This is a genomic window from Aeromicrobium sp. (assembly GCF_047607065.1).
Taxonomy (GTDB): domain Bacteria; phylum Actinomycetota; class Actinomycetes; order Propionibacteriales; family Nocardioidaceae; genus Aeromicrobium.
The window spans coordinates 1-13,791 of the sequence record NZ_JASGDU010000023.1; the positions used below are offsets into that span (position 1 = coordinate 1).

A 13,791-nucleotide genomic window follows, 5' to 3' on the forward strand; every position below is an offset into this window, starting at 1 on the left:
GTCGAGGTCCGCCCCACAGAACAGGGCGGACCTCGACGGCTGTGGGCGAAGAGGGACTCGAACCCCCGACCTTCCGGGTGTAAACCGGATGCTCTAACCAACTGAGCCATTCGCCCTAGGATCAGCCGCACACCTTACCGGACGGGAGCACGGCCGCCGGGGTCTCGGGTCCCAGACGGCCGTGCAGCAATATGAAAGCGCACAGTTACTGATCCCGCAGGGAAACCGCGAAGTTCACAAAGCAGCGAGGGCGGATCGGTAATCCTCGAGCGAACGCGCATCGGGCAGGCCGTTCTCGACCTTCCAGCGGACCACCCCCTCGGCATCGAGGACGAACGTCCCGCGTACCGCCGCGCCGACCTGCTCGTTGAACACCCCGTACGCCTGCGCGGTGGCACCGTGCGGCCAGTGGTCGCTGAGCAGGCTGAATGCGTAGCCCTCCCGGTCGGCGAAGACCCGGAGCGTGAACGGCGAGTCGCAGGAGATCGCCAGGATCTCGGCTCCGTCGGCGGTCAGGTCGGCGAGATTGTCGCGCAACTCGCACAGCTCGCCGGTGCAGACGCCGGTGAAGGCGAAGGGATAGAACACCACCACGACCGGCTTGCCCCGCAGCGACGAGAGCGTGACCTCCTCGCCGTGCTGGTTCTTCAGGGTGAAGTCGGGAGCCTGCTGGCCGATCTCAATGCTCATGCGGCCAGCCTAAGGGGCGGGCCAAGGCATCGGGTCGTGTGCCTCAGCGCTTGTGCGTCGAAAGCTTGGTCGCCGCCCAGTCGTCGGTCGCCGAGGAGGTCGTCGTGGTCGACAGACCCGCAACCGGAGCCGCCTCACCGATGTCGGCACCCGAGACGTAGCCCGGCCGCCCCACCTTCGGCGTCAGCAGCCAGATCGAACCACCCTCGGCCAGATCCTGCAGCGCATCCATGAGAGCGTCGGCCAAGTCGCCGTCGCCGTCACGCCACCACAGGATCACTCCGTCGACGACGAGGCCCACCTCGCCGTCGACCAATTCATTCCCGGTGACGTCCTCGACCGCCGCGCGCAGCGTGTCGTCGACGTCGTCATCCCACCCGAGCTCCTGGATGACGCTGTCGGGCACGAACCCCAACTTCGCCGCGTCCACGCTGCTCCTCTCGTCACGATGCCTGAGACGGTCCCACGGACCGCGAAAACCTACTGAAAAGTACAGAAAACTCCGAACTTCCTGGTCTCACCTTAGCGAACATCTCGTGGAAGGATGGAGGGGTCCACAAGACATCCGTGATGGGAGTCCTCATGCCGCAACCCGGCTCGCCCGATCCACGCCGCCCCGTCATCCACGAGGGGCTGCCCACGCAGCTACCCGACATCGACCCCGACGAGACGAGCGACTGGCTCGCGTCGCTCGACGAGATGGTCGACAGCCGCGGCCGAGACCGGGCGCGCTACGTCATGCTGCGTCTGCTCGAACGCGCCCGTGAACGCCAGGTCGGCGTGCCCGCGCTGCGCAGCACGGACTTCATCAACACCATCCCGCCCGAGCGCGAGCCGTGGTTCCCCGGCAACGAGGACATCGAGCGTCGCATCCGCGCCTACATCCGCTGGAACGCCGCGGTCATGGTCAGCCGCGCCAACCGCCCCGGCCTCGGCGTCGGCGGCCACATCGCCACCTATCAGAGCGCCGCGAGCCTGTACGAAGTCGGCTTCAACCATTTCTTTCGCGGCAAGTCCCACCCCGGCGGCGGCGACCAGATCTACTTCCAGGGCCACGCCGCCCCTGGCATCTATGCGCGTTCATTCCTCGAAGGCCGCCTGAGCGAAACCCAGCTCGACCGCTTCCGCCAGGAGCACTCCCACGGCCCCCGGCAGGGACTCTCGTCCTATCCGCACCCGCGGCTCATGCCCGACTACTGGGAGTTCCCCACCGTCTCGATGGGCCTGGCCGCGATCAACTCGATCTACCAGGCGCGCTTCAACCGCTACCTGCATCACCGCGGCATCAAGGACACGAGCGGCCAGCACGTCTGGACCTTCCTCGGCGACGGCGAGATGGGCGAGCCGGAGTCGCTCGGTGCGATCAGCGTCGCGGCCCGTGAGGAACTGGACAACCTCACCTTCGTCATCAACTGCAACCTGCAGCAGCTCGACGGACCGGTCCGCGGCAACGGCAAGATCATTCAGGAGTTAGAGGCCTACTTCCGCGGTGCCGGCTGGAACGTCATCAAAGTCGTCTGGGGCCGCGAGTGGGACGACCTGCTCGCCCGCGACACCGATGGCGTGCTGGTCAACCAAATGAACCGCACCCCCGACGGGCAGTTCCAAACCCTCTCGGTGGAGACCGGCGCGTACAACCGGGAGAACTTCTTCGGCCCCGACCCTCGCCTGCGACAGATGGTCGAGCATCTCAGCGACGAGCAGATCGAACGGCTCCCCCGCGGCGGCCACGACTACCGCAAGGTCTACGCCGCCTTCGACGCCGCCAGCAAGCACACCGGCCAGCCGACGGTGATCCTCGCGCACACGATCAAGGGCTGGCTGCTGGACTCCTTCAAGGGCCGCAACGCGACTCACCAGATGAAGAAACTCACCACCGAGGACCTCAAGGGCTTCCGCGACAAACTCCGCATCCCCATCACCGACGCCCAGATCGACGACGCCCACTACGTGCCGCCGTTCTACCACCCCGGCACCGACAGCGACGAGATCCAGTACATGCTCGCCCGCCGCGAGGCGCTCGGCGGCTCGCTGCCGTCCCGCAAGGTCGCTCCGGCAGTCGTCAAACTGCCCGGCGACGCCGTCTACAGCGAACTGCGCAAGGGATCGGGCAAGCAGCAAATCGCCACCACGATGGCCTTCGTCCGGCTGCTGCGCGACCTGATGAAGGACCCCGAGATCGGCCCGCGCATCGTGCCCATCGCACCCGACGAGTACCGCACCTTCGGCATGGACTCGATGTTCCCCTCGGCCAAGATCTACAGTCCGCACGGGCAGACCTACGAGTCGGTCGACCGCAAACTGCTGCTGGCCTACAAGGAGGCCGTCAACGGCCAGCTGCTGCACGAGGGCATCAGTGAGGCCGGTGCCCTCGCCTCGGCCATCGCGGCCGGCAGCGCCTACGCGACGCACGGGCAGCCGATGATCCCGGTCTACCTGTTCTATTCGATGTTCGGCTTCCAACGCACCGCCGATTCGATCTGGGCTATGGCCGACCAGTTGGCGCGCGGCTTCCTCATCGGCGCCACCGCCGGGCGCACCACGCTGACCGGCGAGGGATTGCAGCACGCCGACGGCCATTCCCCGCTCATCGCGCAGACCAATCCGGCGGTCGTCCACTACGACCCGGCCTGGGCCTTCGAGATCTCACACATCGTCAAGGCGGGCCTGCAGCGCATGTACGGCAGCGACGCCGAGCACCCGCACGGCGAGAACGTCGTCTACTACCTGACGGTCTACAACGAGCCACTGACGCAACCGGCCCAGCCCGACGACATCGACGTGGACGCCCTGCTGTCGGGTGTCTACCGCTTCCGCGCGGCACCCGGCGGCCCGGCCGCGGCCCGCATCCTGGCCTCCGGCGTCGCGGTGCCGTGGGCGCTGCGCGCACAAGAACTGCTCGCCGAAGATTTCGGCGTTCAGGCCGAGGTCTGGTCGGTCACGTCCTGGAACGAACTGGCCCGCGAGGCCGCCGAAACCGAGCGGCACAACCTGCTCGCCTCCGGCACCGAGGCACCACGGGTCCCCTTCGTGACGCGCGCGCTCGGCGGCGAGGCAGCGGTGACCGTCGCGGTCAGCGACTACATGCGGGCCGTGCCCGATCAGATCGCGCAGTGGGTCCCCGGCACCTGGGTCGCCCTCGGTGCCGACGGTTTCGGCTTCGCCGACACTCGCGCCGCCGCCCGCCGGTACTTCCAGATCGATGCCGAATCCATTGCCGTGGCCGCCTTGCACGGGCTGGCCCGCACGGGTGCGGTCGATGCGGCACTCGTGCGCGATGCGGCCGCGCGATGGCGCATCGACGACCCGACGGCGGTCGCCGGCCTAACCCAGGAAGGCGGCGACGCCTGACGGCGCGTGACGGGAACCGCCCGGCCAGAAACCCTGACCGCCCTGGCCGCGCAAGTTCTTGGTCATCTCCCATTAGGATGGCGGACATGTTGCGCCGCAATCCCTACACGTTCGTCGGCATCGTGTCCCTGGGGATCGCGGCAACCGCCCTGTACTTCTCCTTCGACCTCGGTAAGAAGATCGTCGATCCGGAAGGTTTCCTCGGCCCGGCGTACGTACGGCTGCCCGGACTGACTCTGCTGTTCTTCGCCGCCGGCATCGTGCCGCAGGCCATGCACCGCTACGGAGTCCGCCGCACCTTCTGGGGTATCCGCGAGGTCATCCGCACCGACTGGACCTGGGCGCGCTTCACCTATATCGCCCTCGGCCTGCTGTCGTTCTACACCTGTTACGTCAGTTACCGGAACCTCAAGAGCTACCTGCCGGACCTGCGCCCGCCGAACTGGGACACCAAACTCGACACCTTCGATCACTGGCTGTTCTTCGGCAACTACCCCTCCGACCTGCTGCACGATGTGCTGGGCACCGGGATCATCGCGCAGATCATCGCGGTGATCTACGTCAGTTATCTGATGCTCATCCCGATCACCCTGGGTGCCTACCTGGTGCTCAACAAAAACGTTTCCATCGGGGCCTGGTACGCCACCGCGCTGAGCCTGAACTGGGTGCTCGGCACGATCAGTTACTACATCCTGCCCACGGTCGGCCCGGCCTTCAACGCCCCGACCCGTTTCTACGAGATCCAGAACACGCCGGCCGGCGAACTCCAGCGCTCGCTATTTCGTGCCGGGCGCGACTACATCGAGAATCCCAACAGCACCAGTGTCTACGGCATTGCCGGCTTCGCCTCACTGCACGTCTCGGTGGTGTTCACCGCTTGCCTGTTCTTCCATATGACGAAGATCCACCTGGTGTTGCGCACGGTCGCGTGGACCTACTTCGTCGGCACGCTCATCGCCACGATCTACTTCGGCTGGCACTACATGTCCGACGACATCGCCGGCCTACTCATCGGCGTCATCGCCGTCTGGGTCGGTGCCTGGGCCACGGGGAACACCAAGCGGCAGAAGGAGCATGCGGCCGCCGGGCACCCCGACGTCGACAACCCCGACGTTTTCCCTCACCCGCACGAGGAGGAGTCCTCCGGCGACACCGCCGTCAGCACCGCCTGATCGCCGCGGCGCAGCATCGCGCGCCACCGGCCGCGATGGTAGGTGGCCGGCGGGTTCTCGGCCGTGAACCGCAGCACGAGGTCGGCGAAACGCTCCGGATGGTCCTTGTGCGGGAAGTGACCGGAGTCCTCCAGGATCCGCACATCCGACAGCGATGCGTGCTTGGCCTCGGTGGCGTGCTTGACCGGGATCACCAGGTCGTCGCGCCCCCACACCACCATGACCGGCATGAGCTGGGCCAGATAGGTGCGATCAGTCATGGTGACGAACTGCCCGCGCCAGTCCAGGACGTGCGTCGTCAGCCGGCGCACCGCCGCCCGTGCGCGCGGTTCGGCGAAGGACTCGTAGATACGGGCGATCTCGTCCAGGTCCCGTGTGGCCTTGAGGTTCGTCGTCGCCAGCGCCCGTAGGCCCGCAGCGACGAAGGGACGCCAGACGCGCGCGGTAGCGACGGCGAGCACGGCCGGCGCACCGGGCAGCGTGAGCATGCGGATCACGGGCGTCACCTCGCGGCCGAGGCCCCCGCTGGAGACCAGCACGACCCGTTCGGTGCGCTCGGGGAACTGGTAAGCGAACTGCATCGCCACACCGCCGCCGAAACTGTGGCCGACGATGGTGACCTTGTCGATGCCCAGGATCGTCAGCAGGTCGCGCATCCCGTTGGCGTAGCCGCCGATGGAATAGTCGCCGTCGGGCTTGTCCGATTCGCCGTGGCCCAGCAGATCGGGCGCGATCACGGTGAAGTGCTCCGCCAGCGGGCCGATGACCCGGTCCCACGTGGTCGAATCGCAGGCCATGCCGTGAATGAGCAGCAGCGCGGGACCGGAGCCTGCCCGGCGATAAGCGCGCCGGTATCCGTGGACGACGACGTACTCTAGTTCGGGACTCATCACCCGCGCGAGCATAGTCGGCTCATGTTGCCATCAGATGACGGCGCGGACCTGTCGGCGGCACCGTCTAGACTGTTGTCCATGCAACCAGAAGGCGAGGTCAAGGCCGATGTCATCGACCTCATCACCCGCCTGACGGGTTCCGACCCCGCCGCCATCGAGCCGGACTCGTCGTTACGCGACCTCGGCGTCGACTCGCTCATGGCCGTCGAGTTGGCCGAGGAGTTGGGCCGGCGTCATCAGGTCTACATCAGCGACGGTGCCGTCGACGGCCTGCGCACGGTTCAGGATGCGGTGGAGGCGATCACCCGCCACGACGGTGCCACGGCCCCCCGCTGGACCCGCAAACTCGCTCTCGTCTCCGATGAGGTCGATGACGGCCTTGTCGATGACCGCGCCCCGCACGACGAACCCATCGACCGCGAGAAGTTCACCTCCGGCGCACTGCTGACCACGATCACCATGACGGTGTTCGGCGTGATTGTCGGCGGCGCGCTGGGGTTCGCCGCCGCCACCGCACTCGATGCCGCCGGACTCGGAGCCGCCGACCTGCCACCGCTCGCGTCGGAGACCAACGCGGTGCCCGAACCCACTGACGACTCCTCGGCCTCCCCCGAACCGAGCGCGTCGGACGAAACCGACGACGGCTCCCCCGAACCGACGTTGACGGCCTCAAGCGAGGATGTCCAACTCGGCGATCCCTTCGTGTTGTCGGGCGCGCTGCCGTCCGTCGGCGAGGGCGCGGAGTTGCGTGTGCAGTTCAAGGTCGAAGACGGAAAGTGGACCGACTTCGCGGTCACCACCACGACCGGTCCGGGCGGCACATTCACTGCCGAAGTACAGACATCGCGCACCGGCCCGCGCCAGTGGCGCTTGACGAACGCCGACTCCGGCCGCGTCACGCCTACTGTCACGGTCACCATCGGCTGAGGACATCCGCAGACATTCTCATGGTGTTTCGCCGACCGCAGAAACCCTTCAGACCACCTGGTGCAGCCAACGCACAGGCGCGCCCTCACCTGCGTAACGGAATGCCTCCAATTCGGCATCCCACGGCACGCCCAGGAGCGCGTCGAGCGCCTCGTTCAGGTCAGCCTCACCGTTCGCGGCCACCGCACGCACCGCCTTGAGCCGATCCTCGGTAATCATCAAGTCGCCGTGGACACCCATGACGCCGTGGAACAGGCCCAACTCGGGCACGTAGGAGTACCGCGACCCCTCGTAGTATGCGGTGGCGTCCTCGGTCACCTCGAAGCGCAACAGGTCCCACCCTTGGAGCGCGCTGGCGATGGCGGCCCCCGACCCCGCCGGTCCGCGCCAGGAGAACTCCGCACGGTAGGAACCCGGCTCGGCGGGCTGCGGTTGCCACGACATCGTCACCTCGCCGGACAGGGCACTGTTGATGGCCCATTCGACGTGCGGGCACAGTGCGGAAGGCGCAGAGTGAATGAACACCACACCCCGTGCCGCAGGTACAGCAAAGTCGTCAGCCATGCTCATCGGAACCTCCCAGTTCGAGTGATCGCCTTCCCCTGCGCTCTCGAATCGGTCGGGCCGTTCATGCCGACGGGTCCCATTGTGCCCGACAAGCCCGCGCCTGCCAACTGCCCGGCTTGACTCACGAAAATTTCACCCGACGCCTGCACCTCGTCGCGGGCGGGTGTCTATGCTCGCGCACATGCGTTCTCTCGTGCGGTCGTCGCTGCTGCTGTCGTTGTCCCTGTTCGCGCTGACGGCGTGCGGGGCAGATGAGTCGGCCGATCCCGACCCGACGGCGTCCACGGCGTCCAGCGGCGCGCCGTGCTCGTACCTGCCCGACGGGCAGGCCGCCAAGGAGGTCGAGTTGCCGCCCGAGGAGCCGGTGAGCGCCGACGCAATGACGATCTCCACCAACCGCGGCGACATCGCCGTCGCGCTCGACGCGCAGAATGCCCCGTGTACGGTCAACTCGTTCGTGTCGCTGGCCCGGCAGGGTTACTTCGACGACACGCAGTGCCATCGCCTCGTGGTCGGTTTCGTGCTGCAGTGCGGCGACCCGAGCGCGACGGGCACGGGCGGCCCAGGATACCGCTTCGCCGACGAGCTGACCGGCGATGAGACGTACCCGGCTGGGACGCTGGCGATGGCGAACGCCGGTCCGGACACGAACGGCTCGCAGTTCTTCATCGTGCTGGAAGACGCCAGCCTTCCGCCGGACTACACCGTGTTCGGGACGGTCGACGAGGCCGGCCTGCAGGTCGCTCGTGACATCGCCGCCGACGGCAACGGCCCTGACGGCGTCGCCCCCGCCTCCGAGGTCGTCATCACTTCGGTGTCCTGAGAGGATCCGCTCGAAGGTCCGCTGGCTGAGGTGTGAGACCGCAAGCGGTCGAGCCTCGAAGCCTGCCGCGGGAGGGTCATTTCGAGGCTCGCAAGCTCGCACCTCAATGACCGGCTCGGTCCCGCTCGGAACCTCAGGGCCAGAGGGCCGTCAGTTCGGCCCAGGTGCGCCTGCGGCCAGTGTAGAAGGGGATCTCCTCGCGGACGTGGCGGCGCGCGGCACTGGCACGCAGGTCGCGCATGAGGTCGACGATGCGGTGCAGGTCGTCGGCCTCGAAGGCCAGCATCCACTCGTAGTCGCCGAGGGCGAACGAAGCAACCGTGTTAGCGCGCACGTCCGGGTAGGGGCGGGCCTGCATGCCGTGCTCGCGCAGCATGTCGCGCCGCTCGTCCTCGGGCAGCAGATACCACTCGTACGAGCGGACGAACGGGTACACGCAGACCCAGTCGCGTACCTGCTCCTCGGCCATGAAAGCCGGGATGTGCGACCGGTTGAACTCCGCAGGCCGGTGCAGTGCGGCCTGCGACCACACCGGGACCATGCGCGCGCCCAGCGCCGTGCGACGGAAGGCGTTGTAGGCACCCTGCAGGGCCTCGGCGGTCGGCGCGTGCCACCAGATCATCAGATCGGCGTCGGCGCGCATGCCGCTGACGTCGTAGGCGGCGCGGATCACGACGTCCTCGCCCGCCAGGCGCTCCTCCAAGGCCGCCACCTCGGCGGCCTCGGCTTCGCGGTCGGCCTCCCCCAGGACCCGGTCGAGCCGGAACACCGACCACATCGTGTACCGGATCGTCTCGTTGATCTCCTTGGCCAGCTTCCCTTGATTCGGCACGCTCATGTCGTCACCAGCCCCGCAAACCCACCATCGCAGGTGCCGACATGAGACACCCCATCGCTCACTCGCTGACGCTCGCTCATGTCGTCACCAGCCCCGCAAACCCACCATCGCAGATGCCGACATGAGACACCCCATTGCTCACTCGCTGACGCTCGCTCATGTGAACGATTCTCTCGTGCCTTCCGTCAGTCGGCGCACCGCCTCCTGCGCGCTCGCCACGACGGCGGCGATGCCGACGCCGTCGTAGGCCGCGCCGCACACCTCCAGACCGGGCACCCCCGCCACCGAACGGCGCACCGTCGCCACCCGGTCGAGATGCCCGACCTCGTACTGCGGCAGCGCGCCGCCCCACCGCTGCACGTGCGCCTCCGCCGGCTGCGGCAGCGGCCCGACCGCTTCGGTCAGGTCGGCGAGTACCCGGGCGACGATCTCGGCATCGCCGACCTGCAAGGCCGCCTGATCGCCGGCACGGCCGACCGAAGCTCGCAGCACCGTGTGACCCGACTCGCCCACCCACGACCACTTGGACGAGCTGAACGTCGCCGCTTTGACGAACCGGCTGTCGACCGGCGGCACGAGGAATCCCGAGCCGGGAAGCTCCAACGCTTCCTCAAACACCAGTGTCGTCAGCGCGACGCTCGTATAGGAGACGGCGGCCAGGGCGAAGGCCGCCTCCGGGGCCGCCTCGGCCAGCAGCCGCGCCGACGCGGGTGCCGGCGTGGCCAACACCACCGCATCGGCCTCGATTGCCTCGACCGATCCCACGGCTCCGGCCAGCAGCCGCCAGCCCTCGTCGTGAGGCTCGACCAGGCGCACCGTGCAACCCGTGCGGATGACGGCAGGAGGAACGTCCCTTCGAGGCTCGTCACCGGCTCCTCGCACCTCAGGGGCCGTCAGGGCCGCGGCGAGCGCTTCGGGCAGGGTTCCCACTCCGCCGGCGATCCCGGCGAACACCGGTGAGTCCTCTGCCGGCACCGACCGCGCCGCGACGGCAGCGGACACCGGGTCCTCGCCGAGGGCCGCGATCTGCGGCGCCGCCGCACGCAGCGACAGCGCATCGGCGTGTCCGGCGTAGACCCCGCCGAGCAACGGCTCGACCAATCGGTCGACGACCTCGCGGCCGGCGCGCTCGGCGACGAAGTCGGCGACGGACACGTCCTCCTGCGGCACCGGGACCGACCGGGTTTCGACTCGCTCGACGATGCCCGATGCGGCCAGGGCCCGGGTATCTGCGGGAATGCCCAGCACGGTCGGCGGCAACGGCCGCAGCGCCCCCTTGGTCCACACCGCTGCGGCCGTCGTCGCCGGGTGAACGAGGCGATCAGCCAGGCCCACCGCCTCGATCAGGCCGACCGCCTCCGGGCGGCGCGCCAGGATCGATTCGGCTCCCAGGTCGACACGCACACCGCCGACCTCACCGGTCAGCAGCTTGCCGCCGACCCGCTCGGCGCCGTCGAGCACGATCACCTCGTGGCCCGCTCGTCTCAGCTCCCATGCGGCACTCAGCCCGGCGATCCCGGCTCCGACGACGGCGACCCGCATCAGTCGGTCTCGTAGGCGTGGACGACCTCGACCAGGCGCGTCAGCGCATCCGGATCGGTGTCCGGCAGCACCCCGTGGCCGAGATTGAACACGTGCCCGCGAGCCGCGCGGCCCTGCTCGATGACCCGCCGGGCCTCGCGCTCGACCACCTCTGGCGGCGCGAACAGCAGGGTCGGGTCGAGATTGCCCTGCACGGATCGCTCCGGCCCGATGCGCCGCACCGCCTCGTCCAGCGGCACCCGCCAGTCGACACCCACGACATCAGCCCCAGCCTCCCCCATCGCCCCCAGCAACTCACCGGTCCCGACACCGAAGTGGATGCGCGGCACGTCTAGATCCTCGACTGCGGCCAGCACCGCCGCCGAATGCGGCTGCACGAAAGCGCGGTAATCGGCCAGGCTCAACGCGCCGGCCCACGAGTCGAACACCTGCACCGCCGAGGCACCCGCCTGCACCTGCAACCGCAGGAACTGTCCGGCGATGGCCGCGATCCGGCCCAGCAGGTCGTGCCAGAGATCGGGGTCGGAGTGCATGAGCGCCTTGGTGTGCCGATAGTCCCGCGACGGCCGCCCCTCCACAAGGTAGGACGCAAGCGTGAACGGCGCGCCAGTGAAACCGATCAACGGCGTACCGCCGAGTTCGCCGGTCAACGCGGTGACCGCCGCCAGCACCGGCGCGACATCATCGGGTTCCAGATCGCGCAACTGGTCGAGTCCGGCGCGCGAGCGGATCGGCTCGGCCACGACCGGCCCGACCCCCGCCACGATGTCGAGATCGACGCCGATGGCCCGCAGCGGCACGACGATGTCGGAGAAGAAGATCGCCGCGTCCACGCCGTGACGGCGCACCGGCTGCAGGGTGATCTCGACGACGAGATCGGTGGTGAAGCATGCTTCCAGCATGCCGACGCCCATGCGCAACTCCCGGTATTCCGGCAGTGAACGCCCGGCCTGGCGCATGAACCACACCGGGACGTGCGCCGGCTCCTCCCCCCGGCAGGCGCGCAGGAAAGGACTCGACGACAGGAGAGGATGCGTGGTCACCGGCCTAGTCTCGCAGCCGGTACCCTCCGCGACCGGCCCAGGATGGCGGCCTTCCCCGGAGTGTCGCACCCGGCGAGGGGCACCGGCGCACCTACGATCAACGGGTGGGTGTCCACCGCGAGCTCGACGACACACCGAGCCAGTTCGCCGCCGCCGTCGATCAGTTGAGATCGGCCGTCGTGCGGCCCGAGGTCGTGGTCGACGACATTCCCGCACCGACGCGCATCGCCCCGCACGCGCAGGCGCTGAGCGGCGAGATCGTCGTTGACGGCGACGAGCTGGCGAGCGGGCGCTTCATCCTTCTGCACGACCCCGCCGGGCAGGACGCCTGGGACGGCACCTTCCGCTGCGTGACCTTCGCCCGCGCCGGAATCGAGTTCGACCTGGCCGAGGACCCGGTGCTCCCCGCAGTCGGCTGGAGCTGGCTGACCGACGCCCTCGGCCAGCGGGGTGCCGAATACATCGCTGCGGGCGGCAGCGTCACCGTCGTCCATACCGAGGGTTTCGACTCGATGGCCGAGGAGGCACCGCGCTCGCAGATCGAGGTGCGCGCGTCGTGGACGCCGACCACCGGTGTCGCCGACCATCTCGGTGCCTGGAGCGACCTGCTCGCCGCCATCGCTGGTCTGCCGCCGCTGGCACCCGACATCGCCTATCTGCCCCGCCGGGGCCGCGTGTGACATCCTCGTTCGAGCCGGAGTTCATCGTCCCGAAGGCCCCCGAGCCGGCCGAACCCGTGGCGACACTGCCCCCGTTGACCCTGCGTGAGGATCTGCCGTCCGTGGTCGACACCCCAGAGCAGTTGACACGCACCTGCTCGGCCGTCGCCGCAGGCAGCGGCCCGGTGGCCCTGGACGCCGAGCGCGCCTCCGGCTACCGCTACTCCCAGCGCGCCTACCTAGTACAGGTGCGCCGGGAAGGGGCCGGCACCCATCTGGTCGATCCCATCGCCTTCGACGATCTGACCGGCCTCGACGCGGCCATCGGCGACGCCGAATGGATCCTGCACGCGGCCACGCAGGACCTGCCGTGCCTCACCGAGATCGGGATGCACCCGAGCGCCCTGTTCGACACCGAACTGGCCGGGCGCCTGCTGAATCTGCCACGGGTCGGCCTGGCGACGCTGGTCGAGCACTTCCTCGGCCGTAGCCTCGCCAAAGAACACTCGGCGGCCGACTGGTCCACTCGGCCCCTACCGGAACCGTGGCTGCTCTATGCGGCCCTCGATGTCGAGGTGCTCGTCGAATTGCGCGACCTGCTGGAGGCCGAACTCGAAAAGGCCGGCAAGCTGGCGTGGGCGCACGAGGAGTTCGAGGCACTGCTGACCTTTACCGGTCCGCCGGCCAAGACCGACCGCTGGCGGCGCACCTCCGGGATGCACAAGGTGCGCGGGCGACGCAACCTCGCCCTCGTGCGCGAACTGTGGGAGGCCCGCGAAGCCATCGCCGAGCAGCGCGACACCACCCCCGGCCGGGTGCTGCCCGATGCGGCCATCGTGGAGTTGTCCATCGCCGCCCCGACCACGCTCGACGCGCTCAAGGCCCTGAAGACCATGCGCAACCGCGGAGCCAAGCGCTATCTCGACCAGTGGCAACAGGCCATCGAGACGGCGCTGTCGCTGCCCGAAGACGACCTCCCGACGACCGGGGTGCGCAACGACGGGCCGCCCCCGCCGCGCGCCTGGACCGAGAAGCATCCCGAAGCGGCCGAACGGCTCGGACGATGCCGCGAGGCCGTGACGAGCCTGGCCCAGACGCACGACCTGCCACCGGAGAACCTCGTCTCCCCCGGCATCGTGCGCGAGGTCGCGTGGCAGCCTCCCGAACAGATCAGCACCGAGACCGTCACACAGGCCCTGGCCGCCGTCGGTGCCCGTCCGTGGCAGATTGCCCTGCTCGCCGAGCCGCTGTCCGCCGCCCTGGCGACCAGTTGAGGCGTATCGTCG

General features: G+C 68.6%; 13 protein-coding genes and 1 tRNA gene. 6 read left to right on the plus strand and 8 right to left on the minus strand.

Annotation, left to right across the window (positions count from 1 at the left end):
• Positions 1–42 precede the first annotated feature (42 nt).
• The 3 genes from QM597_RS03090 to QM597_RS03100 form a co-directional block, all read right to left on the minus strand.
• Positions 43–116 (minus strand) — tRNA-Val (locus tag QM597_RS03090).
• Between the two features lie 118 nt (positions 117–234).
• On the minus strand, positions 235–690 hold the full coding sequence (locus QM597_RS03095) for a peroxiredoxin (protein WP_415003406.1): 456 nt from the start codon (positions 688–690) through the stop codon (positions 235–237).
• A gap of 43 nt (positions 691–733) precedes the next feature.
• Positions 734–1,120 (minus strand): DUF3052 domain-containing protein, encoded by a 387-nt coding sequence (locus tag QM597_RS03100; protein WP_415003407.1) that lies wholly within the window; start codon positions 1,118–1,120, stop codon positions 734–736.
• A gap of 140 nt (positions 1,121–1,260) precedes the next feature.
• Here QM597_RS03100 and aceE point away from each other — a divergent pair, with 140 nt between their 5' ends.
• Positions 1,261–4,041 (plus strand): pyruvate dehydrogenase (acetyl-transferring), homodimeric type, encoded by a 2,781-nt coding sequence (aceE, locus tag QM597_RS03105; RefSeq protein ID WP_415003408.1) that lies wholly within the window; start codon positions 1,261–1,263, stop codon positions 4,039–4,041.
• A gap of 86 nt (positions 4,042–4,127) precedes the next feature.
• On the plus strand, positions 4,128–5,213 hold the full coding sequence (locus QM597_RS03110) for a phosphatase PAP2 family protein (protein WP_415003409.1): 1,086 nt from the start codon (positions 4,128–4,130) through the stop codon (positions 5,211–5,213).
• On the opposite strand, the gene QM597_RS03115 is transcribed toward QM597_RS03110, so the two are convergent.
• Entirely contained in the window at positions 5,162–6,103 is a 942-nt protein-coding gene (locus QM597_RS03115; RefSeq protein ID WP_415003410.1) for an alpha/beta fold hydrolase, read from the minus strand. The two genes, QM597_RS03110 and QM597_RS03115, sit on opposite strands and share 52 nt — an antisense overlap.
• A gap of 81 nt (positions 6,104–6,184) precedes the next feature.
• Here QM597_RS03115 and QM597_RS03120 point away from each other — a divergent pair, with 81 nt between their 5' ends.
• Entirely contained in the window at positions 6,185–7,033 is an 849-nt protein-coding gene (locus QM597_RS03120; protein ID WP_415003411.1) for an acyl carrier protein, read from the plus strand.
• A gap of 48 nt (positions 7,034–7,081) precedes the next feature.
• On the opposite strand, the gene QM597_RS03125 is transcribed toward QM597_RS03120, so the two are convergent.
• The gene (locus tag QM597_RS03125; protein WP_415003412.1) at positions 7,082–7,597 is read right to left on the minus strand and encodes a DUF3145 domain-containing protein; all 516 of its coding nucleotides are present in this window, start codon (positions 7,595–7,597) and stop codon (positions 7,082–7,084) included.
• Positions 7,598–7,781: 184 nt separating this feature from the next.
• Here QM597_RS03125 and QM597_RS03130 point away from each other — a divergent pair, with 184 nt between their 5' ends.
• Positions 7,782–8,423, plus strand: coding sequence for a peptidylprolyl isomerase (locus QM597_RS03130; RefSeq protein WP_415003413.1), 642 nt, complete (start codon positions 7,782–7,784; stop codon positions 8,421–8,423).
• 133 nt (positions 8,424–8,556) lie between these two features.
• On the opposite strand, the gene hemQ is transcribed toward QM597_RS03130, so the two are convergent.
• The 3 genes from hemQ to hemE all read right to left on the minus strand — a co-directional run bounded on the left by hemQ (position 8,557) and on the right by hemE (position 11,846).
• Entirely contained in the window at positions 8,557–9,261 is a 705-nt protein-coding gene (gene hemQ / locus QM597_RS03135; RefSeq protein ID WP_415003414.1) for a hydrogen peroxide-dependent heme synthase, read from the minus strand.
• 156 nt (positions 9,262–9,417) lie between these two features.
• On the minus strand, positions 9,418–10,803 hold the full coding sequence (gene hemG, locus QM597_RS03140; protein ID WP_415003415.1) for a protoporphyrinogen oxidase: 1,386 nt from the start codon (positions 10,801–10,803) through the stop codon (positions 9,418–9,420).
• Positions 10,803–11,846 carry a uroporphyrinogen decarboxylase gene (gene hemE, locus QM597_RS03145; RefSeq protein WP_415003416.1) on the minus strand — a complete coding sequence of 348 codons (1,044 nt, stop codon included), beginning with the start codon at positions 11,844–11,846 and terminating at the stop codon, positions 10,803–10,805. Before hemE ends, hemG begins: the two co-directional genes overlap by 1 nt.
• A 104-nt stretch (positions 11,847–11,950) precedes the next feature.
• Between hemE and QM597_RS03150 the strand changes: the two genes are divergently transcribed.
• Positions 11,951–12,526 carry a DUF3000 domain-containing protein gene (locus tag QM597_RS03150; RefSeq protein ID WP_415003417.1) on the plus strand — a complete coding sequence of 192 codons (576 nt, stop codon included), beginning with the start codon at positions 11,951–11,953 and terminating at the stop codon, positions 12,524–12,526.
• Complete coding sequence (locus QM597_RS03155) at positions 12,523–13,779, plus strand: ribonuclease D (protein WP_415003418.1); 1,257 nt, start codon at positions 12,523–12,525, stop codon at positions 13,777–13,779. Before QM597_RS03150 ends, QM597_RS03155 begins: the two co-directional genes overlap by 4 nt.
• The last annotated feature ends 12 nt before the right edge of the window (positions 13,780–13,791 follow it).

What these genes read in the sequence shown, in the direction of transcription:
- hemG (WP_415003415.1), bottom strand. Translation starts at nt 10,803, where the DNA reads ATGCGGGTCGCCGTCGTCGGAGCCGGGATCGCCGGGCTGAGTGCCGCA.
- QM597_RS03110 (WP_415003409.1), top strand. Translation starts at nt 4,128, where the DNA reads ATGTTGCGCCGCAATCCCTACACGTTCGTCGGCATCGTGTCCCTGGGG.
- hemQ (WP_415003414.1), bottom strand. Translation starts at nt 9,261, where the DNA reads ATGAGCGTGCCGAATCAAGGGAAGCTGGCCAAGGAGATCAACGAGACG.
- QM597_RS03115 (WP_415003410.1), bottom strand. Translation starts at nt 6,103, where the DNA reads ATGAGTCCCGAACTAGAGTACGTCGTCGTCCACGGATACCGGCGCGCT.
- QM597_RS03125 (WP_415003412.1), bottom strand. Translation starts at nt 7,597, where the DNA reads ATGGCTGACGACTTTGCTGTACCTGCGGCACGGGGTGTGGTGTTCATT.
- QM597_RS03130 (WP_415003413.1), top strand. Translation starts at nt 7,782, where the DNA reads ATGCGTTCTCTCGTGCGGTCGTCGCTGCTGCTGTCGTTGTCCCTGTTC.
- aceE (WP_415003408.1), top strand. Translation starts at nt 1,261, where the DNA reads ATGGGAGTCCTCATGCCGCAACCCGGCTCGCCCGATCCACGCCGCCCC.
- QM597_RS03120 (WP_415003411.1), top strand. Translation starts at nt 6,185, where the DNA reads ATGCAACCAGAAGGCGAGGTCAAGGCCGATGTCATCGACCTCATCACC.
- QM597_RS03095 (WP_415003406.1), bottom strand. Translation starts at nt 690, where the DNA reads ATGAGCATTGAGATCGGCCAGCAGGCTCCCGACTTCACCCTGAAGAAC.